Here is a 24,426-nt window from a genome sequence, read left to right as displayed (position 1 = left end):
GCGGACGGAAGAAAAAGCATGCCCGCACTGATCGACTTCATTCTCGCTGGCCAACGCGTCGAGAAGCATGCCCCGTGGCCGCGTGCTGTGGTGACCCCGAGAACATGGAGCTTTGCCATCGATCAACTGGTCGAGGGTCACTGGAGCTTGCTTGGTCTGTGGGGCGAGCCAAGCACCGTCCACATGGCGCTTCTCGATGAAAATGCCAAGGACATCGGCGTTGTCAGCCTGGAATGCCGGGATGGCCGCTACCCGTCGGTCGGCCGGCTACATGCGCCCGCGTTGCGCCTCGAACGCGCGGCCGCTGACCTGTTTGGGCTCTTGCCGCAAGGCGCGCCCGATACACGACCGTGGCTTGATCATGGCCACTGGGGTGTCAGCTATCCATTGGCCACCAGCGTCCGGACATCCGCCCCGACAGCATCCCCCTACCCCTTCCTGCATGCCGAGGGGGAAAGCCTGCATCAGATCCCGGTCGGGCCCGTGCATGCCGGCATCATAGAGCCGGGGCATTTCCGGTTCACGGCGAGCGGCGAAACGGTCGTCCGGCTCGAGGAGCGCCTCGGATACACCCACAAGGGCATAGAAGGTCTGATGGCGGGGTCCGATATCGATCGCGCCGGTAAGCTGGCGGGCAGAATCTCGGGTGACAGCACGGTGGCATACTCCCTTGCATTTGCCCGCGCGGTCGAAGCGGCGCTTTGTATCCAGGTTCCATCGCGTGCGGTCTGGTTGCGAGCGCTCATGGCCGAGTTGGAGCGCCTGGCCAATCATCTGGGCGACATCGGCGCCATCTGCAATGATGCTGCCTTCGCGCTCATGCATGCCCACTGCGGGGTATTGCGCGAGCGTGTATTGCGGGCAAACGATGCTGCTTTCGGCCATCGTTTGGTGCGCGACCTTATCGTACCCGGAGGGGTGGCAAGCGAACTAGGCGAGGAGGGAGCGCGCGCGGTTCGGTCGGTGATCGCGGAGATCAGGCAACGCTTCCCTCACCTGATTGAACTTTACGACAACACTGCCTCGCTGCAGGACCGGACCGTCGGAACCGGCCGACTTAACGTCCAGCTTGCCCGGCAATACGCAGCCGGCGGCTATGTCGGTCGCGCCTCTGGTCGCGACTTCGACGCGCGGCGCAGTCCGGGCTACCCCCCTTACGACGAACTCACTTTCGACATAGCTGTCCTTAAGGAGGGCGACGTTAATGCCCGCGTCTGGATCCGCATCCGCGAGGTCGAACAGAGCCTGTCGCTCATCGAGCAAATCCTGGAGCGGCTGCCCGGCGGTCCGATCCGCGTTGATCTCGCCGCAGCAGATGGGCCGCGCGAGGGCATGGCGCTGGTCGAGGGTTTTCGGGGCGACATTCTGGCCTGGCTGCGTATCGGCAAAGGCGGCTTGGTCGAGCGCTGTCACCTGCGCGATCCGTCATGGTTTCAATGGCCTCTGCTTGAAGCGGCGATCGAAGGAAACATCGTCGCCGACTTCCCGCTGTGCAACAAATCCTTCAACTGCTCTTATTCAGGCCATGATCTCTGAGGGTACGCTGTCATGCGCAAGCTGCTTTTTGAAAGCCTGATACGTCCGCCGCTGACAGAGCGTCCGCCGGTGGCGAGCGACACGGCGGTCGACGAACTCGCGCGCGCGCTCGATGGCGCTGCTCACAAGCGATTGGGGCGCAGCCTGTCGATCCGGGCAGTCGACGCCGGTTCCTGCAATGGCTGCGAGCTTGAGATGAACGCTCTCAGCAACGCCTTCTATGACATCGAGCGTTTTGGAATCCGCTTCGTCGCGTCGCCTCGCCATGCCGATGTACTGCTCATCACCGGGCCCGTGACCAAGAACATGCGAGAGGCGTTGAAGCGAACCTACGACGCAACTCCCAATCCCAAATGGGTGGTCGCACTCGGAGATTGCGCCAGGAACGGCGGCTGTTTCGCCGGCAGCTATGCCGTATTGGGCGGCGTGTCGGAGGCTCTGCCCGTCGACCTGCACATTCCGGGGTGCCCGCCACCGCCAATCGAAATTCTGAAAGGCCTGCTCGCCTTGCTTGAGGGCGTGAATTCAAAGAGCGGTCACTGAGGTTGAATATCGATGTGGAGGCTTACCAGGCCGGCCAACGTCCACTTCCTTACGCGACCAGATCAGTGGTGGACGGAGCTTGAGGGTGTTGGGCGTCCCTTTGCCGATGAGGATGTTCCGGGCAAGCATGTCTTCTATAAGGCGATCGGTTTGCTGAATTGCCGGTTCTTTGGTGAGGCGATCGGTCACCAGTTCAACGCCGGTCATCATACCACGGCCGCGTATGTCGCCGATGATTTCGTACCGTTCAGCTAGGCGGCGCAGTTCATGCCGCAGATACTCACCTGTCTCGGCGCTTCGCTTTACCAAGTCTTCTCGCTCGATGACATCAAGCACGGCCATGCCGGCCGCGCATGCGACGGTGTTGCCGCCAAAGGTGCTGAACAGAAGCGGATATGTGCCGGTGAGGAACCGCTTCATGAGTGTCGAGCTAAAAATGACAACGCCGAGAGGGTGGCCGTTTCCGACCGGTTTGCCCATTGTTATGAAGTCGACATTGTCGTCCTTTAGTCCATTTGCCCTGAACCCCCAGAATGTCCCCATGCGGCCGCAGCCGGCCTGTACCTCGTCCGCAATGACGAAGCCGCCCGCAGCGCGAACCTTCTCCGCAACGAGATTGAAATAGTTTTCAGGCGCCTGCAAAACCCCGCTCGAGCACAAGGCGGTGTCTACCATGAATGCTGCGGGCCTGTGGCCCCTTTCGCTCAAGGTGGCTATCGCCCGGTCGGCGTCGGCTGCATACCTTTCAGCGGCTTGCGGGTCGCTGGCGTAAGGCCCCCTGTACATATCCGGTGCGATCAGGGTTTCAATCCGTTTGGGATGCTCTTCTGCAGGAAGATGACGCCAGCTTTCATTGGAGAGCGCCGTCGTGAGCTCGGTGCATCCGTGGTAAGCTTGGTCGATAATCAAGCCGCCATCATGCCGGCTGAGCGACACGGCTATCTGCATCGCCAGGTCGTTGGCTTCGCTGCCCGAGTTGACGAAGATGCAGGTGTCGAGGTGATCAGGCAGGTCGCCGGTCAGGCGCGCTGCGTACTCGACCGCCACGTCGCACATGTAGCGCGTATTGGTGTTCAGGCGCTGGCCTGGCGGTAGATCGCTCTCGCCACATGCGGATGGCAATGACCAATCTGGGGGAGGAGATCGTTGGCTGGCTGAGCGACAGCTCCATTTGTGCTGCAGATATGCCGCCATTGCGAACCACGCTTTCAAAGACACGAAACAAGTGGAGATCGGGGCCGGATATCTTCATGAATGCAAATTGCACCAAATGCGCTGGACGGCAAATTCGGCGCGACACCCGCGTGTGGCGAGATCTGGGCGCAGCAGCCTTTCCACGCGGAACTAGGTCGAGCCAGCTTGTCTGTCGGCGCGCTTAGAGAAACGTTTACTCCGCCGATATTCGATTGGCGAGCAATAGCTGTCGAACGGCTGGAGGGGGGTTCTGCTTGCGCCAAGCGAGCCAGAAATCGACGGTATGGGTCCACCACGACAAGGATCGGAATTTGACGCCGGGTACTTGCGCCCGCGTGGCGCTCGCGGGGACGAAGCCTCGGCCTACGCCGGCCTCGACTAGCCCAAGCATCGCCGAAAGCTGAGACACTTCGTAACGAATTTCGGGCCGAAAGCCGGCGCTGGCACATTGCTGAGCAAACCGGACCTGCCAGTTGGTGTCCTCTTCCCGTGGCACAACGACCCATGCTGCCCCGTCCAGATCGGGCGGCCGGATCTGCCGCTTCCCAGCCAGCCTGTCGTCCACCGGCAGTGCTAGGAGAAGGCGATCCGCCAGCAGCTTGTGAACCACAACATCATCGTTTTCAGAGCGTGGCGTGTAGACGATCCCGGCATCGATCACTCCATCCGCGAGCGCCTTTAGCTGCAGCTCGCTATTGAGCGGTACGAGATCTACTGCGAGCGACGGGCAGCGCGCGCGCAGTTCCCGCAGGTGCTTCGACAGAAGGCCTCCTTGCATAGCTCCATCGACGTATCCAACCCGTATGCGACCCTGCTCTCCGGATGACAGCGATTGGGCCCGCTGCTTGAAGCCGTTGACCCGACTGAGGATCGCCTTCGCGTCATCCAGCAGCACCGCGCCGACGGCCGTCAAAGTCAAGCGCTGCTTCTGTCTCCGGAACAGGTCGACGCCCAACTCGCTTTCGAATTCCCGAATGGCCCTGCTCAGCGGCGGTTGCGACACGCGCAGGCGCTGCGCAGCCCTTGTCACAAGCTCGTTCTCCGCAACCGCGACGAAATATCTCAAATGACGCAGATCCATCTCATACCCTGTTGATCTGAACTCATATCAAGAAAGTCCTTTTCGGTATAGCATGCCGCGCCTAGATTGTCGCGAAATTTGCCAAAGGAGGCCCTTGTGAAGGCGATTGTGTTCGATCGGGCCGGCGCGGCCGAAGATGTTCTTCGCTACAGAGAGGTGCCGAAGCCCGCGTGCGGTCCTCGGCAGGTCCTGCTGCGCGTTACCGCCCGTGTGATCCAGCCGGCCGACCGGCTGTTCATCGCCGGCAAATACGGCACGAAACCTGTCTATCCGCAGGTTGCCGGGTACGACGGTGCCGGCGTTGTCGAACAAGTCGGTGCCGAAGTCCGCGAGATCGAGATTGGGCGTCGCGTGGCATTTCGCAGCCCCGGTGCATGGGCCGAATACGCTGCCGTTCCGGTCGAACAGGTGCATGCTGTACCCATTGAGCTCTCCGAGCGTCTGGCCGACGAGGTGGTCTGTCAGTTTCCGCTCAACCCGCTAACCGCCTGGGGCATGCTGGACCTGGCTCCGGCGGTGCCCGGCCATCGTGTTCTGCTCACTGCGGCGCACTCCGCGGTTGCCGCCGTCGCCGATCATTTGGCAAGCACGCGAGGCATGACTGTCGAACGCCTCGTGCGCGAGGGCGCGAGCTACCGTCTTCTTGATGCCGAAAACGGAGCTATCGGGCTCGGTGCCAGCATTGCGGAAGCCCTCAGCAAGGTGGAGCCCTATCACCTTGTGCTCGATCCGGTCGGCGGCCCCGATACGCTCGCGCTCATCGAACGGATTGCTCCCGGAGGGTCGCTGTTCTCCTACGGAGTCCTGGACGACCGGCCGGTTGAAGTTAAGGCCTCCACCCTGCTCTACAAGTCCCTGCGGTGGCAGGGTTTCGCGATCAGTGCCTGGCAGCGCAACGGTGGCAGGGAGACGCTCGCGAAGGCGACACGAGAATGTTGGGCGCTGCTTGCCGAACATCCAGGCAAGCTGCCCATCGTCGCCCGCTACGGGCTGGAACAGTTCGGCGCCGCAATCGAACACGCGGCGAAGTCCGCGGGCGAAGGCAAGATTGTGCTGGTCTGAATGCGCGAGCAACTCATGTCGAACTCATCTCCAGACGCAGTCCGCGGGTACCCTGCTTTATCCTCGGCTACGCGAGGCGCCCGAAGTATGCTGTTCCCTCCCCTATCCCGCACCACTTTGAATGTCGGAAAAAGATGTGACTCGATAAGGATGTCATCTCCACGTCGGAGCAGGATTGAATTGAAGCCCTGTCGACTGTGTCGTCCTTCGTCGTCCGCCAGTTCGCCCCGCGATTATTATCCATTGCTGATTGCCAGCAAATGTTCAGCGTTACGTGGGCCTTTCTGGCGCAATCGCGCAACATCTCTCGACGGCGGCAACCCGAACTGACGAGCATATTCGCGGCTGAACTGGTTTGGGCTTTCGTAACCCACACCGAACGCGATAGACGTGGCGTTGCCTTCTCCGGCAATGAGCAGGGACCGGGCGTGTAGCAAGCGCACGTGCTTTTGGTACTGCAGCGGGCTGAGCGCCGTCACGGCCTTGAAATGGCGGTGGAACGCGGAAACACTGAGAGCCGCCATCTCCGCTAAAGCCTCGACGCGCAACGGCTTGGCGAAGTTCCCCCTGATCCACTGGATGGCGATCCCGATCCGCGACAGAGCAGTGTCAGGCGTGGCGATGTCACGGAGCAACCAGCCGAGCGGCCCCTGCAGCACGCGGAAAAGAATTTCGCGCTCGTAGGCAGGCGCCAGGGCTGCGATCTCGTTCGGACGCTCCATCAAGCGCAGCATGCGAAGCCAGGCGTCGAGCAGGTCCGGTGTGACCGGCGCGACGGAGAAACCGGGGCTGTAGAGTTCACCTCCAGCAGGTTTGGGCAGGTCGGCCAGCAGATTGGCAAGGATGGCCGGCTCCAGCGTCAGACTGATCGCCAGATAGGGTTCTCCGTTTTCAGATGGGTGCACGGAGCCAACCGCTGGCAGATCGACCGACATCACGAAATAGGTCGCGGGATCGTAGCGGAACGTCCGGTCGCCGACCGTCATCGTCTTCGACCCTCTCAGGATCAGATTGACCATGGGATCGTAGACGGCGGCAAGCTGATGTTCCGGTATCTCGCCCTGAACCATGGCGACGCGCGGAATGCCCGTCTCCGTGCGGCGGTTCTCCGCCCGAGAAGCCAGTTGCCTGAGTTCCTGAAGCTGCGTTCTCATGGGCAGCGTTGTTTCACAGCGATGCACGCGGATCAACGGGAAAGCAGAAATAGGCAAGATCCGAAGAGGATCGTGCGAGCGGCCGCGATCCCCCGCGCCTATCACCTGGTCAGCGAATCCAAGGAGCACCAAATGAGCATCGTCATCATCACCGGCGGGAGCCGCGGTCTCGGCGCCAGCGTCGCCATCCAGTGCGCCAGGCGCAGCATGGGTGTCATCCTGACTTACAACAGCAATCCAGATGCGGCAGCGAAGGTCGTCAAAGCGATCATAGCGGATGGCGGCAAGGCAGTCGCCATAAAGCTGGACGTCAGCGACAGTGCGGCGTTCCTTGCGTTTCGCGACGCAGTCGGCGAAGCGCTAGCAAAGACCTGGAACAGAAAGACCTTCGATTTCCTCGTCAATAATGCCGGGCACGGGCTCTACAACCCCATCGCGACGGTGACCGAAGAACAGTTCGAGGGACTGTTCCGCGTGCATCTCAAGGGGCCGTTCTTCCTCACGCAGGCCCTGCTTCCCCTGATCGCCGATGGCGGTCACATCGTAAACGTGACGAGCGCGACCAGCCGTGTGGCGACCGCCGGCGTCGCGCCATACGCCTCCTTCAAGGGCGGCCTTGAAGTCCTGACCCGCTACATGGCCAAGGAGTTCGGCGAGCGCCGCATCCGCGCCAATTCCATCGCACCGGGACCGATCCGCACCGAACTCGGCGGAGGCCTCAGCGAAGAATTCGAGGCGCTGCTCGCCGGGCAGACTGCGCTCGGTCGCGTCGGCGAACCGGGCGATATCGGCTGCATGGTCGCCGGCCTGCTGTCGGACGAGAACCGCTGGATCAACGCCCAGAACATCGAAATCGGCGGCGGCTATATGATTTGAGGAGGCTCACATGCTCGAACATATCTTCCTGACAGTAAATGACACGGCGCGCTCGATCGCCTTTTACGAGAGGATACTCCCGATCCTCGGCATCACCGCTCGCCTCGACTACGACGGCAAGGACGGCCCGGCCGGGCACCCCGACCTCAAGGGCTTCGGTTCGAAGGGCCGCATGTTCTTCTGGCTGAGGCAAGGCACAGCAACACCCGGCGCGGCGCATGTCGGCTTCGTCGACGATTCCGAAGCGATGGTGAATTCCGCCCATGCCGAAGCCTTGGCGGCCGGCGCGACCGAGATCCACGCACCGGGACCGCAGCTTCACTACGATCCCCGCTACTATGCGGCGCAGGTCAGAGACCCGGACGGTTACAGCCTCGAATTCGTCTTCAAGAGCTGGCAGCACCGGAGCTGAAGCGATGACCACCAACACTTTGCGCAAAGCGGCAGATGCGCTGATCGCGGCAAGCAACGCCTTCGACGCCGACACGGCAGTGACCTTGTTCACGCCAGATGCGGTGATCGACGACCCGTCGACCGGCCACCGCTTCGACGGTCATGCCGGCGTCCGCGACTACATCGAGCGGTATTTCGTAGGCTATCACACGGTCACCCGCTTCCTCTCGATCGAGAGCATCGGCGATGGCCGAGCGCGCGTGCGGGTCGATTTCACCGGAGACTTTGGTCACGAGATCGGCCTTCTGGACATCTCAGTCAATGCCGCCGGGCTGATCGTTCGCATTGACGCCGATCTCGAATAACTCGGCTAACCCTACGCGCCCAGGCCGCCGCGATATGCCGGTCAGGGTCCTTGGAGCGTGGGGGCCACGCCTTGCTGGCGTGGACGTAAATGCGAACGTCTCCTCGACGCGACAACGGCGTGCACCACCGAATGGAATCGACAAGAGATCAATTTGCGAGCCGCTCTATCACCAGGTCGAGCAAGGCTCGTAACCGTGCGAGCCGCCGTAAGTCCCGGTGGTAGCCCACATAGGTATCCCGGCCGGGTGGCGTTTCGCCGATGTCCATCGCTGCGATCCCAGGCGTGCGGTCGCCCAGTGGCCTCGGCAAAACCGCAAGCCCGGCACCCTGCGCACAAAGCTGTGCCTGGACCTCGCGATTGTTGCTGCGCAGGCAGACTTCAGCATTGGGCAGCTTCTGTTTAAGCCACACTGCGTCGGGCATTTCTGCGTATGCCATATCCATGGTGATCAGACGCGCGCCCGCACCGTCCCCCAGCATCGGGCAGGCCATGCCTGGAGGTGCGTAGAGCGCATAGGGAATGTGCATCAGTCGACGCGAGATCACTTCCGCGTCGCTGAATGGGGCAATCCGAAAAACCAGATCGGCCTCTCGCCGGGGGAGGCTGTAGAGGCGCGCGTCGGTGAGCAATTCCACGCACAGCTTCGGATGGCGGCGGCCAAACTCGGCTAGAACGGGAGCCAGCATGATGTGACCGAACCAATCCGACGACGATACGCGCAAGTTGCCCTCAAGATGTGCCTCGGCACCGGCAAGCTGCCGCTCGAAGGCCAGCGCCTCTTCCTCGATCCTTTCGGCATGACCGAGCACCGCTTGACCTTCGTCGGTCAGAACAAAACCGTCGGAGTTGCGTTGGAAAAGCGTATGGCCGACAGCCTCTTCCAGCGCGCGCAACCGCCGACCCATTGTCGGCTGCGTCTGCCCAAGTCGGCGCGCTGCCGCGCCCAAGGTGCCCTCGCGGGAAATAGCCAAAAATATCTTTAAATCGCTCCATTCCATCCTTGATACTCAAACGTGTTCGCATGGACTTTCACGAATATCGCTCAACTTCATGCGATTTCATATGCAGCAAACCGAGGTGGGGCGCATGGGAGGCGCGATATTTTCGAGCCGGGAATGCAGGCGCCGGCTCGAATTGTGGGATTCTTGAGAGCCCACGCTCCCCGTCACGCAGTTATGGGTGGGGCCAACCGAGCAAATTCCTCCCGCGTCGCGGGAGTTCCGTCAATCGACTCGTAAACCTTCTTGCTTCGTTCGAGCATGCCCATCAGAGACTTCGGACCTTCGAACGGACATGATGTTTTCCTTTTAGGTTCTTGGGATCCATGAACGGAGACGTCGACTGGGGGGCTGTCACGGTCCCGGAACAGCCCGCTTCGACGTTGCGCATCAAACGTCTATGTCGACGACCAGCTTGCCCTGGGCATTGCCATCTTCGATGACTGCGTAGGCATCGCTCGCTGTTTCGAGTGTGAAGAGACGCGGATCGACGATCGGGACAAGCTCGCCAGCCTCCGCTAGCCGCGTGGCCTCCCGCATGATCTCGCCGTGGTGTTCACGACCAATGCCTGTCAGCAGCGGAAGAAGCGTGAACACGCCCGAATAGGTCGCCGCCTTGAACGACAGTGGCGCCAGCGCGTGACTAGCCCAACCGAGGGAACTGACGACATGGCCAAACCGCTTCACGGAGGCGAATGACGCGTCCAGCACCGCCCCGCCGCCGGTGTCGTAGACGACATCGAAGCCGAGACCGTCCGTGTATTCGGCGACATATTGCTCCACCGTCTTCTCGCGATAATCGATCGCGACCGCTCCGAGGCGCTCGATCAACGGCTTCTTAGCGGCTGCGTCAGTGGCGTACACTTCGGCGCCGAACGCCTTCGCGATCTGGATCGCGACATGCCCGACGCCGCCCGCGCCGCCCTGGACCAGGACCTTCTGACCTGCTGAAACCTTGGCACGATCGACGAGGCCCTCCCATGCGGTGATGAAGACCAGCGGCAGCGCTGCCGCCTCGCGCATGGACAGGTTCGCGGGCTTCGGTGCAAGCAGCCGCGCATCGACTGCTGCGAACTGGGCCAGCGAACCTTGGTTGCCGCCCACGCCTCCGGTCATGCCAAAGACCTCGTCTCCGCGTTTGAACGCGGTGACACCCGGACCAACCTGCTCGACGACGCCGGCAAGGTCGATGCCGAGGATCCCCGGAAGCGGATGTTTCGCATGTGCCGCCGCGCCGGCGCGGATCTTGGTGTCGAGAGGATTGACGCCGCTCGCTCTGACCCTGACGAGAACCTCGCCATCGCCGGGAACGGGCCGCGTGACTTCCGACAGCCTGAAGGGCTGCTTGAATTGATCCAAGATCAGCGCATTCATGGTATGAGTGGATTGGGACATTGACGTGCTCCGTCGTTTGTTGGCGGAGTTACGTTGCCCCGTTTAAAGCCGCTTGGAAATTAACGATACTGCACGGCGTCCAAACATAAATGTTTGGCCCGAGCGCAGCCCTTGCGCACCACTGCCTGACCGAAGCTGAGGGCACTCCGTGACTTGACTTGTTGCTGCGGCTGTCGCAGCACCGATGCCGCATTTGTGGACGGCGCCCGGGACATAATTGTCCTTGCCGCCGAGCTTGTCGATGTCGAGCGGCAGGATCAGGCCTTCCTGGCAGGCGATCTCGAGCTCTTCGCTTTCGGCATTGACGATGTCCCAGCCGCTGTCGCCGCCCTCCACCTTTCGTTAGTCGATCGTCTTGCGCGTGACGCCGGTCTCGGCGGTTACGGATTTGTCGAGCGTGCGAACGCCAGCTGAGGAAGGCGGCCTTCTCGGAACCATACCGGCCATGCCCTTGCCAAGGGACCTGCGGCCGCTGAACGCTACGGCCAGCGAATACATTGTCGTTCTTGCGCCGCCGGCGCGCTTGATGGACTGGGGGATGCCGAACGCGATACAGCACCGGGCTGTCGCTTTCGTATGATCGGTTTCGCAGCATGTGACGACAATCATGCTTTCAGGCCTAAGCGTCTCGACCGATTTGCCGGCGACATCTTCAAACAGAACCACACAGGATGCCGTGATCTCATCGTTGACGATCATGCGGCAGGAGCCGCATTGAGCCAGTCCGCAGCCGAATTTCGGGCCGCTGAGCTCGAAGTCATTTCGCAGCACGTAGAGGAGAGGCGTGCCTGCTTTCGCGTTTGCCAAAACCCTCGACCGTTGAATCGGAAAGGCACCTTCATGGTCCGGCACCATCGGGTTTCGGCCCTGTGTAGCGGAGTGTCCAGAGCCCCTGGTTTTTGTCGCTGATATAGATGAAGCCGCGGCGATCCACGACGACATCCTCGGTCTGCAGGACCAGCTTGTCCTCGGGCATTGGCCCGTAGCGGCGGGTGGGTTCCGGCGGGATGAAATAGCCGACCTCACGCGGAAGCCGGGTGTTCGAAACGTCGTAGATCCTGAGCCCGGCATTGAAGTGCGCGATGTAGAACAGATCGCCCTGTTTCTGGACATCGGGATGATGCTGGTGGTGGTTGATGTTGTGCGGCCCGCGCCAGCCGCCACGCGTTGTGAAATCCGAATAGGGAGCGCCTTCGGGCGGCACGGGTTCGGGCAACAGCGACAGTAGAAAGGGTTCGCTTGGATCTGAAATGTCGATGATCGACGCGTGATGCATCGGACCACGTCCATAGGTGACGTTCTCCGAATTGGCGAAGGCGATGCCGCGTTCTGGGATCGGCAGCACGCCATGCACACCGAAGCGCGAATGAAACGGAGGGCTGAAGCTTAGGCCGCCGACCTGCCTCGGCCGCGAGACGTCGCTGATGTCGAGCACAATTATACCGGCCGCGCCGTAAGGCAAATAGACGAGATCGCCGGTGACATAGGGCGGGCCGTGCAGCGAGACATCCGCGCCCGTGCTGGCGCAGAAGGCGCCGCACATGCATTGCGGCTTCAGTCGCAACTGGTAGCGATCGGAGGTCTTCTGGTCGGCGGCGGGCTCCGCGACTGCGAAGCTCTCGCCGCCGGCCTCATGCTGGCCCGGCACCCACCAACGTCCGGCTTCGCGCGGCTTGGAGCGATCCGAGATATCGAGAATGACGTAGATGTTGCCCTTGTACCCCGGCATGCCGGCGGCAAGGTGAACGTAGCGCCCGCCGGGATAAAGATTGCGGTGAGTGCCGTTTCCGCCAGTTCGGTAGTGGCTCAGTTGTTTCGGATTGACGGGATCGGCGATATCCCAGATCAGAACCCCTTCTCCGAACGGCGCATCGGGATCGCCACCGAAATTCGCGAATGGCTTTTCGAGTGCGGTCACCATCGTGTCGCCGGACAAATCGATCTGCAGCGTCCAGGTGTTCGTGCCGGGATAAGGCACGAATTTGAGGACCTCCGGCTTTGCCGGGTCGGTTACGTCGATGATGCTCCATCCGGAGTGCCAGAAGTGCCCGGTATAAAGATACCATCGCTCGCCTACCTGCCTGATCGCCATCTTGAAGGCCGGGCGATGATCGAGATCGGTATAGCCAACCGCTTCGACATTATGGGCGAAGGCGCCGGAAGGTGCCGGCGACGAAGCTGGAACCGGCTGTGCAAGTGCCTCGCAGACAAGCCCGGATTGAGATGCTGCTGCGAGCGCCGCTCCGGCAAGCGGCACCTTGAGCATCTGGCGGCGTGAAATCTCGGAATTCTTCAAAATCCTGCCTCCTTCTTTTGCGGCTTTTCAGATTTTGCAGGCTCCAATACTTTCAGTCCAATATCGATTGGACTCGCAGTAATTCGATTTGGGAAACTAGAAATGGACCACAAGCTCATGCAGTCCTTCGTGGCTGTAGCGGAAGAACTGCATTTCGGGCGCGCCGCAATACGCCTGCACATCTCCCAACCCCCTCTGACAAAGCAGATCCAGCAGCTGGAGCAGGCCATCGGCGTGCGCCTACTCGATCGCACCAAGCGCAAGGTCGAACTGACTGCTGCCGGCCGTGTGTTTCTGGACGAAGCGCGGGCAGTGCTTCATCAGACGGGGCAAGCGGTGGAGCTTGCCCGCAAAGCCGATCGTGGTGAAACCGGCCATCTGTCCGTCGGTTTCATCGATGCGGCGATCTACAGTGTCGTGCCTGCAATCGTTCAGCGCTTTGTTGAAGCCTATCCCGAGGTCGAGCTGAGCCTGACGGACCTGCGTATTCCCAGTCAGATCAAACTCGTGGCTGAAGGCCAACTAGATATCGGCTTTGTTCATCCGCCTATTGTTCACAACGCTCTGCAGGTCGAAAGCATATTGATCGAACCTTTGATCGTAGCCTTGCCGGAAACGCATCGGTTGGCCTCGGAAGCCGAGGTGGCGCTGGCGGACTTGGCACCAGAGGCACTGATTCAATTTCCGCGCGGCATCAATCCATCCCTTTATGACGAGATCGTCGGGCTGTGCCGGTCGTCGGGCTTCAGCCCAAGGATCGTGCGGGAAGCAACGCCCAAGCAGACGATCATCGGCCTTGTATCTGTCGGGCTTGGTGTCTCACTGTTGCCAGCCTGCCTTCAGAACCTGCGGCGATCCGGCGTGGTCTATCGTCCAATTCGGGGCCGAAACCTGGCTATCGATACCTCCATCATCTATCGGCGCGAACAGCCCTCACCGGTGCTGAAGGCATTCCTCGACGTCGTGCGGAGCACGACGCAGACCAATGGCCATGGGCGGTAGTCTCGGCAATCATTTGGCTCGCGCGACCTTGGCCGCAGCCTCTTCGACGAGGGTGCGATCGCCGCTTTCCTCGGCCAAGTGAAGCGTCATCCGCGAGACCTGCCAGCCGCTGCCGGTGCGGATAAGCGCGTATTCGTAAGATCCGGCCACGACCCACATGCGATCACCCAGCCAGTGCGTTGCGCGGACACTGGCTTGTGCCGTTGCCGCGCCATCGCCGATCTCGACCTGGATATCGGAAAGCTCATGACGCGTGGCGTCGAAACCCGGCAGCAGGTCGGCCCAGGCATCCATCAACGCCGAGGGCGCAAAGCGCTGCGACTCGCCACCCCACAAGGACGTGTAATCGATCGTCGTTTCCGGTGCGAAGAAGCGTTCGAGAGGGCGGAAATCGCGATTGTCGGCGTAGACGGCGACGGCGGAGATTACGCCGGCTATGCGGGCTTCGTCGGCGGGCGACGCAAAGGACGTCTGAGCGCCAGCGACTGTGAGCAGTGCGGCGCCGAGCAACGCCGCCTTCATTCCACGACATCTTTGGCCGGTGGTTCCAGTGGGTCGCGTCGATGCTGGGTTTGAATGATTAGGTTCCATGGAAATATCCTCCTTGTTTGCATGCAAGCCGTTTCGTTACCATCCATCGATCCGCCAGCCGCCCGAGCAGCGGCTTTGGTGCAAGGTAGGCCCAGCGCCCTGGCACCGGGGTAGTTCTGTTTCAAGAACCACTATTGATTCGGTTGAAATGCGCCGCAGCTGCATCGGCGGCCCGCGTCACGTTCTCGGGCTTGTCGTAGAAGTCGAACTGGGCGACGTCGTCCAGCCAGAGTTCGGACCGGTCGCCCTCAAGAAGCGCGAAGAAAGCATGCGCACCCTGCGGGATCGCTGCAGCTTCCGAGTGGACGATGAGCGTGGGCTTGTGGAGCTGCGCACCGACGGCCACGGAGTCGTAGGTCAGCCACGGTTCCCAAGAGGCCAGGTTGAACTTGTTGTCATAGGCCGGGATGAGGCCCCGGTTACTCTCCGTGTAATAGGGTATCTGGTACATCAGCGACGTCCGGTCGCTCATGCTCGCGGCGACGATGATCCGGGGTCGGCCCTTGCGCTCGGCGGCCTCGGACTCTCGCGATGTCGCAATCAGTGCGGCCACACCTTCTGGACCGCCATAGACCTGTTCGACGATGCGGGCGTCATGCAGCCAGGGAGCCACCAGCGCCACGCTGGCGAAGTTCGCATTGGCTGATGCGGCCTGCGCCATGTAGCCGGCTGAGGCGCAGATACCGAGGCCCGCGATCTTTGCCGCGTCGACATCAGGCAAACTCGCCATGAAACGGCCGGCAGCAACAATATCCGACTTCTTGGCCGCAGGGTCTTCCTTGAACCTGGCAGTCCCGCCGGACTCACCCCAGCCGCGGAAGTCGAAGGCAAGGGACACATAGCCGCGTTCTGCCATTTCTCGGGCATAGAGGCCGGACATCTGCTCCTTGACCGATGTCCAGGCGCCGGTCACCAGCACGCCGGGGCGCTTCTCGCCAGGCCGGTAATCGGCGGGCAGATAAAGTGTGCCGATCAGGGCGACCCCTTCGTTGTCAAAGGAAACCTTGCGGGTCTGGACCTCAGCGGCAAGCGCAGCTCCGGCAAAAAACATCGAAGCCGCCGCGGCGATAAACGACGAGAGCACGGACATGGGAAAAGCCTCCTCAGGACAGGATTTCCTCAAGGATCGCGCCATGACGTCCGCTCGTCAGCGCCCGTCCTTGCGCTTTGCCGATCCGATCTTGCGCTTCAGTGCCCGCGCCAGGCTCCCGGTCTCTCGCCCACCAGCTTGCGGAACTGCGCCGCGAACTTTGCCGGATTCGAATAACCGACCCGCCATGCGACCTCGGCGATCGGTAGTCGAGTTGAGCGCAACAGATCCTTCGCCCGCTCGATCCGGCGGGAGACGACAAAGGCATGTGGCGGCACGCCAACGGCATCGCGAAATGCGCGCGCGAAGTGGAACCGGCTCATCACCGCTACCGCCGCCAGGTCATCGAGCGTGATATCATCCGCAAGATGCGCCTCGATATAGTCGAGCGCCCGCAGGATACGGGGCTCTGCCGCAGGCGGATCGCCTGCAGGCTGGCCCGCGACACGCGCGAGCTGCGCTGCGAGTGCGACAGCCAAAGCGTCGCGATATAGCCGAGGCGCGGCATTTCCTGCAGCGTGGAGGCTGATGGCGAGTTGAGTCACCAACGCATCGATCGTACCTGACCGAGGCACAAAGGACGGTGCTGGCATCCCCGCACCCATGAGGAGATCGTCGTCGATCTCGACATTGAGGAAGTCGTTCGGCTCATCCCACCGGCACCAGCCCTCGAAGCCGGCGGGGAAAACCCAGCCTTGGCCCGGCAGCAATGGCAAGGCCCGGCGGCGGTCATTCCCATAAGCGGCATGATGGCTTCTAAGCGGCGCCAGCACCACGCCCACGGTCACGCGCTCGAAATGGAACGCACCTTCGCCAGGACCGACCCTGAGAAACGTGGACGCGCCTCCCGACCATTCATATGAACCGGGGGCGCAGTTCTCGCCTGGTCTGTTCCAGCCCGATCAACATGGATTCAAAATAGCAACAGACGTCGCAAGCTGCCAGTGAACCGCTTCAAATACGGCTCTGTCGCAAACCTTTCGGTAATCGGAGCATGCATGGAACGCTCCTCAGCTATGGAGGAGCACGTGATGTTCAAGGGCCGCCATTTCGACCTCTGTCGAAACACGGTTGTGTGCGTCAAGTTCTGCAAAAATGGCGTGGCGGTGTGGGGGCGTTATTCTAAACGTTGGCGCTGCCATTCGTTTCCGGACAGCGACATCAAATGTTGCAGCCGTCCATGCACGCATGGATCAGTCTGCAGCTTCAAGCCCCTTCACCTCAAAGCAGAACGACGGCCGACGTCGTTGGCGGGGTCCACTCCCACCGCCAACTTTGTTGACCGTCATGGGCATAACTGAACGCCCTCCGTATGATACCAGAATGGTACCCATCCGTAGGGAGCCTACCTCACTGCCCCAATAACCTTTAAGTAATTGAAATTATTTGATGAATTATGGTACCGTTGGCTGGGATCGAACCAGCGACCTCCGGATCCACAATCCGGCGCTCTAACCATCTGAGCTACAACGGCACGTCTGCCTGAACGGGTCGAAGCGGAAACTCATCCCACTCGACCGCTCTGTCGTTCGGCGATGCGTCCTTACGGGCTTATGGATTCTAATTCAAGGCTTTTGGAAAGCAAAGGTCACTTCCCCACATCGGCGCGATATTCGCGGCGCCAGGCAAAGAAAAAGGCCGGCGGGAGGAGGTGCCGGCCTTTTCCTGTTACGAGCCAGCGGGAGGAGGTGCTGGCTGGTCACCCCAGCAGGCAGAGGGAGGAGGTTCCACCCGCCGGGTATTCCTTGATTGCCGACATCATACGCCCGATCTTTTTTAAGAAAATGCGACCTTTTGTTGCATCTTCAGATCATGCGCAAATGTTAAGCAATCTTGATATCCTTCATCGCCTTCTCGAAGGCGGTCTTGATCGGCTTGGAGACGTCCTCGGCTGCCTTGGAGGCGACAGCCTGGAAGTCCTTGGCCTGCTCTACCGTCGTCTCAACGCGCTTGCGCAGGAACGCGGTCTGCAACTCGACGACTTCCGACAACGACTTGGCGCCGATCAGCGCTTCGAGATGGGAGAAGCCGGCCTCGGCATTGGCACGCAGAGCGGAAATGGTCTTGAGCGACAGGTCGCTCGAAACGGTCTTGGCGGTCTCGAAAGTCGACTCCAGAGCCTTCTGGGTCTCCTCGGCGCCGGTCTTCAGCTTGGCATAGGCTTCCTTCGACTGCTCAACGCCCTTTTCGGCGAAAGCGCGCATCTGGTCGGTAGCCTTGGAAGCGTCGAAGCTCGGGAATTCAACGTTTTCAATCGTCTCGGCAGTCTTGGTCCTGGACATTTTCCATCCTTTTCAGCGCCAGCGGCTTTGACAGAAAGCCGTCTCGTTCATGTATGATGGCAATATAAAGGCAAATTTTGTGCATTGCAATATCTTTGTTGCAGTGCACCATAAATTCTTTTGGGCCGTTAACCAAGAGCCCAGATTCCGGCCTTTGCACGTTCTGGCTTGTGGACCTTCGCGCCGCTGGCTTTTATTAACAAAGCGTTAACTGCAAATTCGCCGCTCCGTGAGGGTTCGCCAAGCGCATGCCGTCCGAATATTCCTTCCTTGACGTCGCCGTGCTCGACGCGGTCCGCCAGCGCTTTGCCGCCGGCGACGCGATCGCGATCCTGTCGGCGGACCTGGAGCAGGTGATCTGGGCCAATGGGCCGGGAGCCGCGCTGTTCGGCTATCCCGACATCGAGGCCATCATCGGCACCTCGGCGCAACTGCCCTTGATAGCCAGGCGCCAGATCATGGCGACCAGCGGATTTCCCGAGATCGGCAATGACCGGGCTATCACGGTACGGCTTGCGACCGGCATGACCAGCCGCGCCGTCAGCTTCCTGGCCAGCGCCGTGTCCATGCCGGATGCCGAAAAGGCGATCATGCTGGCCGTGCCGGCGGCGCAGACGGGCTCACGCAGTGCCGGCGAAATCGCCGCTCGCGGCATAGGCGGGTTTACAGAGGATGGCCATTTCATCGCCTTTGTCGATGCCGCAGGCAACGTCGAGGCCGCCTCGGAGGGGTTTTCTGCGCTGGGCATCCTGCCGGAGACGCTGGCTGCGCTCGTCGCCGACGTCGCGGCCGAGAGCGACCGGATCGTCAAGCGCCTCGTCCCCGGCGGCACGGCCGCCTATCCGGCGGGGCTGGCACGATTGACCGAGGAGCGGCATCTGCTGGTGGTGATCGACGAGGACCAACTCGACGACACCGCAGCTGGCGGCGAACACCCGGCGCAAACCATCGCCGAGGCCGAGCCGGCTGGCGACGCTGCTGTTCAGCCGGAACAGGGTGCCGAGCCGGCCGACGAACCGGGTGCCTCACAACCGACCAGCGATATCGCCGCATCGCAGGCGCATGAGATCGCCGACGCGACGGTGCAGCCGCCGACAGCCGCCAACAGCGATCACCCACCTGCGCGCACGCCGGCGCAGCACGACCATTGGTACTTCAACACCGGCGAGGACGAGGGGCAACAGGCGCACCGGCCAGCCGCGCCTGAACCTGAAGCGCCCGCAGAACCGGCCGGTCTGGACACTCCCGCCCAAAACACGAAACAACAAGACCCGATACAGAACGATGTCCAGGCCACCTCCGCGGCCGCGCCTGGGACCGTTCCGGCGATAGACCGCATGGCGCCGCCGCTGCGCTTCGTCTGGCGCACTGATGCCGAAGGCAAATTCAGCGCGCTGTCGCCGGAATTCGCCTCCATCGTCGGCAAGCCCGCAGCCGACGTGATCGGCCGGCGCTTCAGGGATGTCGCGGCCACTTTCGGCCTCGACCCCTCCGGCGAGATCGCAGGCCTCCTAGAACGGCGCGATACCTGGTCCGGGCGCTCCGTGCTGTGGCCGGTGGTCGGCACCGATCTGAAGATACCTGTCGATCTGGCGGCGCTGCCTGTCTATGGCCGCAGCCGTGCCTTCGAAGGTTTTCGCGGCTTCGGCGTCGCCCGCGCCAGTGATGCGGTCGTCGATCCTGAAGCCATCGGCATGGCGCTGGTGCCCAACGGTGCGGCACCGGCGGCACCGGAACCGAAAACCCTCGAACCAGCATCGGGAGAGCCGAAGGCCGAGGGCCCACCGGCTTCGGACCCTTTCAAGGGCGAGGTGCCGGCGCTGACCATCGTGCCGAAACCGGAACGGCGCTTTGCCGACAAGGTGATCCGGCTGGCCGAACATCGTCAGCCGGCCAACGACAAGGGCCTGTCGAGCCTGGAACGCAGCGCGTTCCGCGAGATCGGCGAACGGCTGAAGAAGGACAGTTCCCCGGTCGAGCCGCCGGAAGCTGAAAAGCCCGGTGCCGAGAACCTCGAGCCGACGAGCGAGACATCCACGGAACCGGCGGTGGAAGCAGCAGACGTGCCGGCAGCGGGGACGGAAGCCTCGGCAGTCGGCGGGGTTTCATCAACGCCCGACACCGCGTCGCATGAACAGCCTACGCATGCCGGCGAAATCCCTGCGGCAGAGCCGGAGAACGAGACAGCGCCAGCCGAGCCGTCCGACGTCGATGCCGAGGACGAGCGGGATCTGGCGCGGCTTGATGGCGGCCACCCGGACGAAACGGTTCAGGAGCCCGATGCGCCGCCTAATGCGACGGGCTCGTTGCTGGATTATGCCGGCCATGACAACGAAAGCGACACTGCAGCGGACAACAGCGACCAGTCCCAGGTCTCCGAACCGGTGGCGGCGGAACCAGACATCACCAAACCCGGTGCGACTGGCGAGGAGCCGGTTGGCGCCGATGCGCGACGTGATGCCGTCGATGACGACAGCATGACATCGGCTGATTTTCGCGATGCCGAAGATAGTGAAGATTGGGCGCAGCCCGACGAGAAAGCCTCGCCCGACCAGCAGGCGGTTGCGTCCGCCGAGACAACTGCCAGCGCAGAGGACGCCGTGGAAACACGCATCGAGCGCCCGCGCCTGCAGGTGCCGCCGCTCAAGGCCGAAGGGTTCGTGCCGTCGGCGTTTTCGGCTGGAAATGAGCACAAGACTCCCGACACTTCGCTTCTCGGCAAGCTGCCCGTGCCGCTGCTCATCCATTCCGGCGACGAGCTGCACTACGCGAACGGGGAATTCCTCAACCTGACCGGCTATGAGGCACTCGACGACCTGGCAGATGCCGGTGGCCTCGGCGCCCTGTTTGCCGACCCCTACGCCGACGACGGCTCTTCCGATGGCGCCGATCGCGCGCTGCGGCTGAAGACGCGTGACGGGCAGGAATTCCCGATCGAAGCTATTCTACGCTCAGTCCCCTGGCGCGACGGCAAGGCGCTGATGCTGGTGGTGCGCCGCCACGGCGAGGATGACGCACCGGTGCATGCGGTCGGCGACGAGCAGACGCAGCCCGACATTCCCGAGCTCAAGGCGCGCATCGCCGAGATGCGCACCATCATCGACACCGCCACCGACGGCGTTGTGCTGATCGGCCGAGACGGCACCATCCGATCGATCAGCCGTCCGGCCGAAGCGCTGTTCGGTTTCGACAGCGACGATGTTACCGGCAAGCCGTTCGCTTCACTATTTGCAATCGAAAGCCAGCGCGCGGCGCGCGACTATCTCAACGGACTGTCCGAACCCGGCGTGGCGAGCGTGATGAATGACGGCCGCGAGGTAATCGGGCGCGAGGCGCAGGGGCGGTTCATCCCGCTGTTCATGACCATTGGCCGGCTGCCCAACGATAGCGGCTTCTGCGCTGTCGTGCGTGACATCACGCAGTGGAAGCGGGCCGAAGAGGACTTGACGCAAGCGCGTGCGATGGCAGAGCGCGCGTCCTCGCAAAAGACCGATTTCCTCGCCCGCATCAGCCACGAGATCCGCACGCCGCTCAATGCCATCATCGGCTTTTCCGAACTGATGGTCGACGAGAAGTTCGGACCTGTCGCCAATGACCGCTACCGCGACTATCTGCGCGACATCAACCGCTCCGGCAATCATGTGCTCGACCTGGTCAACGACCTGCTCGACATCTCGAAGATCGAGGCCGGCCAGCAGGAAATGGCCTACGAGGCGGTGTCGCTCAACGACACGCTGGCTGAGACGGTGGCGATGATGCAGCCACAGGCCAACCGTGAGCGCGTCATCATCCGCTCCAGCTTCGCTTCCCGTTTGCCGGAAGTGGTGGCCGACCTGCGCAGCGTGCGCCAGATCGCGCTCAACATCCTGTCGAACGCCATCCGCTATACCCAGGCCGGCGGCCAGGTGATCGTCTCGACCGCCTATGAGACGTCGGGCGACGTCGTCATGCGGGTACGCGACACCGGCATCGGCATGAGCCAGGCCGAGATCGAGCAGGCGCTGAAGCCATTCAAGCAGATTAACGCGCTGAAGCGCGGACGTGGCGACGGCACCGGGCTTGGATTGCCGTTGACCAAGGCGATGGTCGAAGCCAACCGCGCCCGGTTCATCATCAACTCCACACCGGGTGAAGGCACGCTGGTTGAGGTCGCATTTCCATCGACTCGTGTGCTTGCGGAATAGGCCAGCGCCCTCCACAGCTCGATCCCTTTTGTTTGTCGCAACTCCCAAAGGGATGCGCTTTTCCCGGGAAAAACGCTCGACGCTTTTCCTGGAATTGCTTCGGCAAAAGAAAAGGCGCCCAAAAGGACGCCTTAAGAGATGGAATTGCTGTCACAACGGGGGCTTGAGCGAATCGGATCCTCCGGGGGCCGAGGAACGGGATTTCTCCCTCAAGTTGTATGCGACTATCGACGCCGGACCTTAACAACTCCTTACCGAGGCGGCGGAAAATTTACGGATGTGTACCACTGATGAAATCTAGGTAAATTCTACCGACATATTTCGGTAACCATGCTGGAAATCCTTGTTTCATGCAGGTCGTTGGCTCAAAGCCCGAGCCAATTTGTGCGACATGCATTGGCGGTTCACTCGGCCAGTTGCGGCAGGTTCTTGAACAGCTCAAGCGCCTCTGGGTTGGCGAGCGCCTCCTTGTTCTTGATGGCGCGGCCATGCACCACGTCGCGCACCGCAAGCTCGGTGATCTTGCCCGATTTGGTGCGCGGGATGTCGGTGACGGCGACGATCCTGGCCGGCACGTGACGCGGGCTCGCCCCGCTGCGGATTTTTGCCCGTATGCGTTTCTCGAGTTCCTCATCGAGTTGCACGCCAGCGGCCAGGCGCACGAACAGCACGACGCGCACGTCATTGTCGAAATCCTGGCCGATGCACAGCGCCTCCAGGATTTCCGGCATCTGCTCGACTTGGTTGTAGATCTCCGCCGTGCCAATTCTCACGCCGCCCGGGTTGAGCGTGGCGTCGGAACGGCCGTGGATGATCAGGCCGCCATGGGCGGTCCATTCGGCGAAATCGCCATGACACCAGACATTGTCGAAGCGCTCGAAATAGGCCGCGTGGTATTTCTTGCCCCCGGGGTCGTTCCAGAAGCCGATCGGCATCGACGGAAAGGCCTTGGTGCAGACCAGTTCGCCCTTCTCCTGCCTGACCGGCTTGCCGTCGTCGTCCCAGACATCGACGGCAAGGCCGAGGCCGGGACCCTGGATCTCGCCGGTCCAGACAGGCTGCGTCGGCACGCCGAGCACGAAGCAGGAGACGATGTCGGTGCCGCCGGAGACCGAGGCCAGATGGACGTCCTTTTTGATGCCGTCGTAAACGAAGCGGAAATCTTCCGGCGACAGCGGCGACCCGGTGGAGGAAATCGCACGCACATCAGACAGATCGTGGCTGCGGATCGGCTTCAGTCCGGCCTTGCGGACGGAATCGATGAACTTGGCCGACGTGCCGAAGAAGGTCATCTTCTCGGCATCGGCAAAGTCGAACAGCGCATTGCCGTCAGGGTAGAAAGGCGAGCCATCATAGAGCAGCAGCGTGGCACCCGAAGCGAGCCCCGACACGAGCCAGTTCCACATCATCCAGCCGCAGGTGGTGAAGTAGAAGAAGCGGTCGCCCTCGATCAGCCCTGCGTGCAGCCGGTGTTCCTTGACATGCTGGATCAGCGTGCCGCCGGCCGAATGGACGATACATTTGGGAATGCCGGTCGTTCCTGATGAGAACAGGATGTAAAGCGGATGCGAAAACGGCAGCTGCTCGAAGCTAACGCGTTTGCCGGCGAAGGGCGACAGCGCCACTTCCAGCGCCACGGCCTTATCGATGGTCCCAGCGACGTCGCTCGATGTGCCGAGATAATCGACGACCAGGACCTTGCGGACGCTCGAGAGCTTGGCCGCGACCGCAGCGATCTTGTCGGCGACCTCGATCGCCTTGCCATTGTACCAATAGCCATCCGGCGCGATGAAGATGACTGGCTCGATCTGGCCGAAGCGATCGAGCACGCCCTGCTCGCCGAAATCGGGTGAGCAGGACGACCAGACGGCGCCGATAGAGGCGGCGGCAAGCATGGCGGCGACGGCCTCGGGCATGTTGGGCATCATCGCGGCAATGCGATCGCCCTTCTTCACCTTGAGCGACAGGAAAAGCTGCTGCAGCCGTGAAATCAGCGCATGCAATTCGTTCCAGGACAGACGGCGCTCGACCTTGTCCTCGCCGCGAAACACGATGGCCTCGCCCGCGCCGGTCTGCTTCAGCAGGTTCTCGGCGAAATTCAGCGACGAGTCGGGAAAGAAGGAGGCGCCCGGCATCTTGTCGCCATCGACAAGGATGGCATCGCCCGCATTGGTCCCCTTGTCGCCGACGATGCCGCAGAAATCCCAGACCAGGCTCCAGAACCCTTCGCGATCCTCAACCGACCACGCGTGAAGCTGCGGATACGAAGAAAACGCTACACCGGCCCTCAGTGCGGCTGCCTTGGTGAAAGCGGTCAAGGGTGCCGCATCGACTTGCTCTTGCGTCGGGGTCCAGAGCGGTGCTTCGGCAGCCATGATCGTT

General features: G+C 61.8%; 21 protein-coding genes and 1 tRNA gene. 8 read left to right on the top strand and 14 right to left on the bottom strand.

Translation table 11 applies throughout. The features are described 5' to 3' along the window. Positions 1-18: 18 nt before the first annotated feature. Both NKJ89_RS11505 and NKJ89_RS11500 read left to right on the top strand, forming a co-directional pair. Positions 19-1,536 (top strand): hydrogenase large subunit, encoded by a 1,518-nt coding sequence (locus NKJ89_RS11505; RefSeq protein WP_352602421.1) that lies wholly within the window; start codon positions 19-21, stop codon positions 1,534-1,536. A gap of 12 nt (positions 1,537-1,548) precedes the next feature. Then, a complete protein-coding gene (locus NKJ89_RS11500; RefSeq protein ID WP_352602419.1) occupies positions 1,549-2,079 on the top strand; it encodes an NADH-quinone oxidoreductase subunit B family protein in 531 nt (176 codons plus the stop codon). On the opposite strand, the gene NKJ89_RS11495 is transcribed toward NKJ89_RS11500, so the two are convergent. Continuing rightward, on the bottom strand, positions 2,062-3,273 hold the full coding sequence (locus NKJ89_RS11495) for an aspartate aminotransferase family protein (RefSeq protein WP_352602417.1): 1,212 nt from the start codon (positions 3,271-3,273) through the stop codon (positions 2,062-2,064). The genes NKJ89_RS11500 and NKJ89_RS11495 overlap by 18 nt on opposite strands. Positions 3,274-3,466: 193 nt before the next feature. Beyond that, the gene (locus NKJ89_RS11490) at positions 3,467-4,354 is read right to left on the bottom strand and encodes a LysR family transcriptional regulator (protein ID WP_352602415.1); all 888 of its coding nucleotides are present in this window, start codon (positions 4,352-4,354) and stop codon (positions 3,467-3,469) included. A gap of 96 nt (positions 4,355-4,450) precedes the next feature. On the opposite strand from NKJ89_RS11490, the gene NKJ89_RS11485 reads away from it, so the two are divergent. Continuing rightward, positions 4,451-5,416, top strand: coding sequence for a quinone oxidoreductase family protein (locus NKJ89_RS11485; RefSeq protein WP_352602413.1), 966 nt, complete (start codon positions 4,451-4,453; stop codon positions 5,414-5,416). Between the two features lie 236 nt (positions 5,417-5,652). Here NKJ89_RS11485 and NKJ89_RS11480 read toward each other — a convergent pair whose 3' ends face one another. After that, positions 5,653-6,570, bottom strand: coding sequence for an AraC family transcriptional regulator (locus NKJ89_RS11480; protein ID WP_352602449.1), 918 nt, complete (start codon positions 6,568-6,570; stop codon positions 5,653-5,655). Between the two features lie 132 nt (positions 6,571-6,702). Here NKJ89_RS11480 and NKJ89_RS11475 point away from each other — a divergent pair, with 132 nt between their 5' ends. The 3 genes from NKJ89_RS11475 to NKJ89_RS11465 are packed head-to-tail and all read left to right on the top strand — an operon-like array spanning position 6,703 to position 8,204. Next, a complete protein-coding gene (locus tag NKJ89_RS11475; RefSeq protein ID WP_023758344.1) occupies positions 6,703-7,446 on the top strand; it encodes an SDR family NAD(P)-dependent oxidoreductase in 744 nt (247 codons plus the stop codon). Positions 7,447-7,456: 10 nt separating this feature from the next. Then, positions 7,457-7,858, top strand: coding sequence for a VOC family protein (locus NKJ89_RS11470; RefSeq protein WP_352602411.1), 402 nt, complete (start codon positions 7,457-7,459; stop codon positions 7,856-7,858). Positions 7,859-7,862: 4 nt separating this feature from the next. After that, positions 7,863-8,204, top strand: coding sequence for a nuclear transport factor 2 family protein (locus NKJ89_RS11465; protein ID WP_352602409.1), 342 nt, complete (start codon positions 7,863-7,865; stop codon positions 8,202-8,204). Between the two features lie 148 nt (positions 8,205-8,352). Here the strand turns inward: NKJ89_RS11465 and NKJ89_RS11460 are convergent, their stop codons facing one another. From NKJ89_RS11460 to NKJ89_RS11440, 5 genes are all read right to left on the bottom strand, one after another. Continuing rightward, complete coding sequence (locus NKJ89_RS11460; RefSeq protein ID WP_352602407.1) at positions 8,353-9,204, bottom strand: LysR family transcriptional regulator; 852 nt, start codon at positions 9,202-9,204, stop codon at positions 8,353-8,355. Between the two features lie 390 nt (positions 9,205-9,594). Beyond that, positions 9,595-10,599 carry a zinc-dependent alcohol dehydrogenase family protein gene (locus tag NKJ89_RS11455; RefSeq protein WP_352602405.1) on the bottom strand — a complete coding sequence of 335 codons (1,005 nt, stop codon included), beginning with the start codon at positions 10,597-10,599 and terminating at the stop codon, positions 9,595-9,597. Between the two features lie 42 nt (positions 10,600-10,641). Beyond that, on the bottom strand, positions 10,642-10,935 hold the full coding sequence (locus tag NKJ89_RS11450) for a hypothetical protein (protein ID WP_352602403.1): 294 nt from the start codon (positions 10,933-10,935) through the stop codon (positions 10,642-10,644). A gap of 6 nt (positions 10,936-10,941) precedes the next feature. Then, on the bottom strand, positions 10,942-11,406 hold the full coding sequence (locus NKJ89_RS11445) for a (2Fe-2S)-binding protein (protein ID WP_352602402.1): 465 nt from the start codon (positions 11,404-11,406) through the stop codon (positions 10,942-10,944). A gap of 31 nt (positions 11,407-11,437) precedes the next feature. Continuing rightward, positions 11,438-12,895 (bottom strand): LVIVD repeat-containing protein, encoded by a 1,458-nt coding sequence (locus tag NKJ89_RS11440; RefSeq protein WP_352602400.1) that lies wholly within the window; start codon positions 12,893-12,895, stop codon positions 11,438-11,440. Positions 12,896-12,997: 102 nt separating this feature from the next. On the opposite strand from NKJ89_RS11440, the gene NKJ89_RS11435 reads away from it, so the two are divergent. Further along, entirely contained in the window at positions 12,998-13,897 is a 900-nt protein-coding gene (locus NKJ89_RS11435) for a LysR family transcriptional regulator (protein WP_352602398.1), read from the top strand. Between the two features lie 9 nt (positions 13,898-13,906). On the opposite strand, the gene NKJ89_RS11430 is transcribed toward NKJ89_RS11435, so the two are convergent. The 5 genes from NKJ89_RS11430 to NKJ89_RS11410 all read right to left on the bottom strand — a co-directional run bounded on the left by NKJ89_RS11430 (position 13,907) and on the right by NKJ89_RS11410 (position 17,860). After that, a complete protein-coding gene (locus tag NKJ89_RS11430) occupies positions 13,907-14,419 on the bottom strand; it encodes a nuclear transport factor 2 family protein (RefSeq protein ID WP_352602396.1) in 513 nt (170 codons plus the stop codon). 190 nt (positions 14,420-14,609) lie between these two features. Then, on the bottom strand, positions 14,610-15,578 hold the full coding sequence (locus NKJ89_RS11425; RefSeq protein WP_352602394.1) for an alpha/beta hydrolase: 969 nt from the start codon (positions 15,576-15,578) through the stop codon (positions 14,610-14,612). A 98-nt stretch (positions 15,579-15,676) separates the two neighbouring features. After that, positions 15,677-16,360, bottom strand: coding sequence for a helix-turn-helix domain-containing protein (locus NKJ89_RS11420; RefSeq protein WP_352602392.1), 684 nt, complete (start codon positions 16,358-16,360; stop codon positions 15,677-15,679). A 615-nt stretch (positions 16,361-16,975) separates the two neighbouring features. Beyond that, positions 16,976-17,052: transfer RNA gene (locus tag NKJ89_RS11415), tRNA-His, on the bottom strand. Positions 17,053-17,401: 349 nt separating this feature from the next. Then, positions 17,402-17,860: a phasin gene (locus NKJ89_RS11410; protein ID WP_352602390.1), complete on the bottom strand. Its 459-nt coding sequence runs from the start codon at positions 17,858-17,860 to the stop codon at positions 17,402-17,404. 248 nt (positions 17,861-18,108) lie between these two features. Here NKJ89_RS11410 and NKJ89_RS11405 point away from each other — a divergent pair, with 248 nt between their 5' ends. After that, positions 18,109-22,044, top strand: a complete 3,936-nt coding sequence (locus NKJ89_RS11405) for a PAS domain S-box protein (RefSeq protein ID WP_352602389.1) — start codon at positions 18,109-18,111, stop codon at positions 22,042-22,044. Between the two features lie 404 nt (positions 22,045-22,448). Here the strand turns inward: NKJ89_RS11405 and NKJ89_RS11400 are convergent, their stop codons facing one another. Continuing rightward, positions 22,449-24,419 (bottom strand): acetoacetate--CoA ligase, encoded by a 1,971-nt coding sequence (locus NKJ89_RS11400; RefSeq protein ID WP_352602387.1) that lies wholly within the window; start codon positions 24,417-24,419, stop codon positions 22,449-22,451. Positions 24,420-24,426: the final 7 nt, after the last annotated feature.

It is taken from the genome of Mesorhizobium sp. M0047 (assembly GCF_040323315.1).
Lineage (GTDB): Bacteria > Pseudomonadota > Alphaproteobacteria > Rhizobiales > Rhizobiaceae > Mesorhizobium.
Note: the sequence above shows the minus strand (reverse complement) of the source record. Positions and strands in the feature narration are given on the sequence as shown.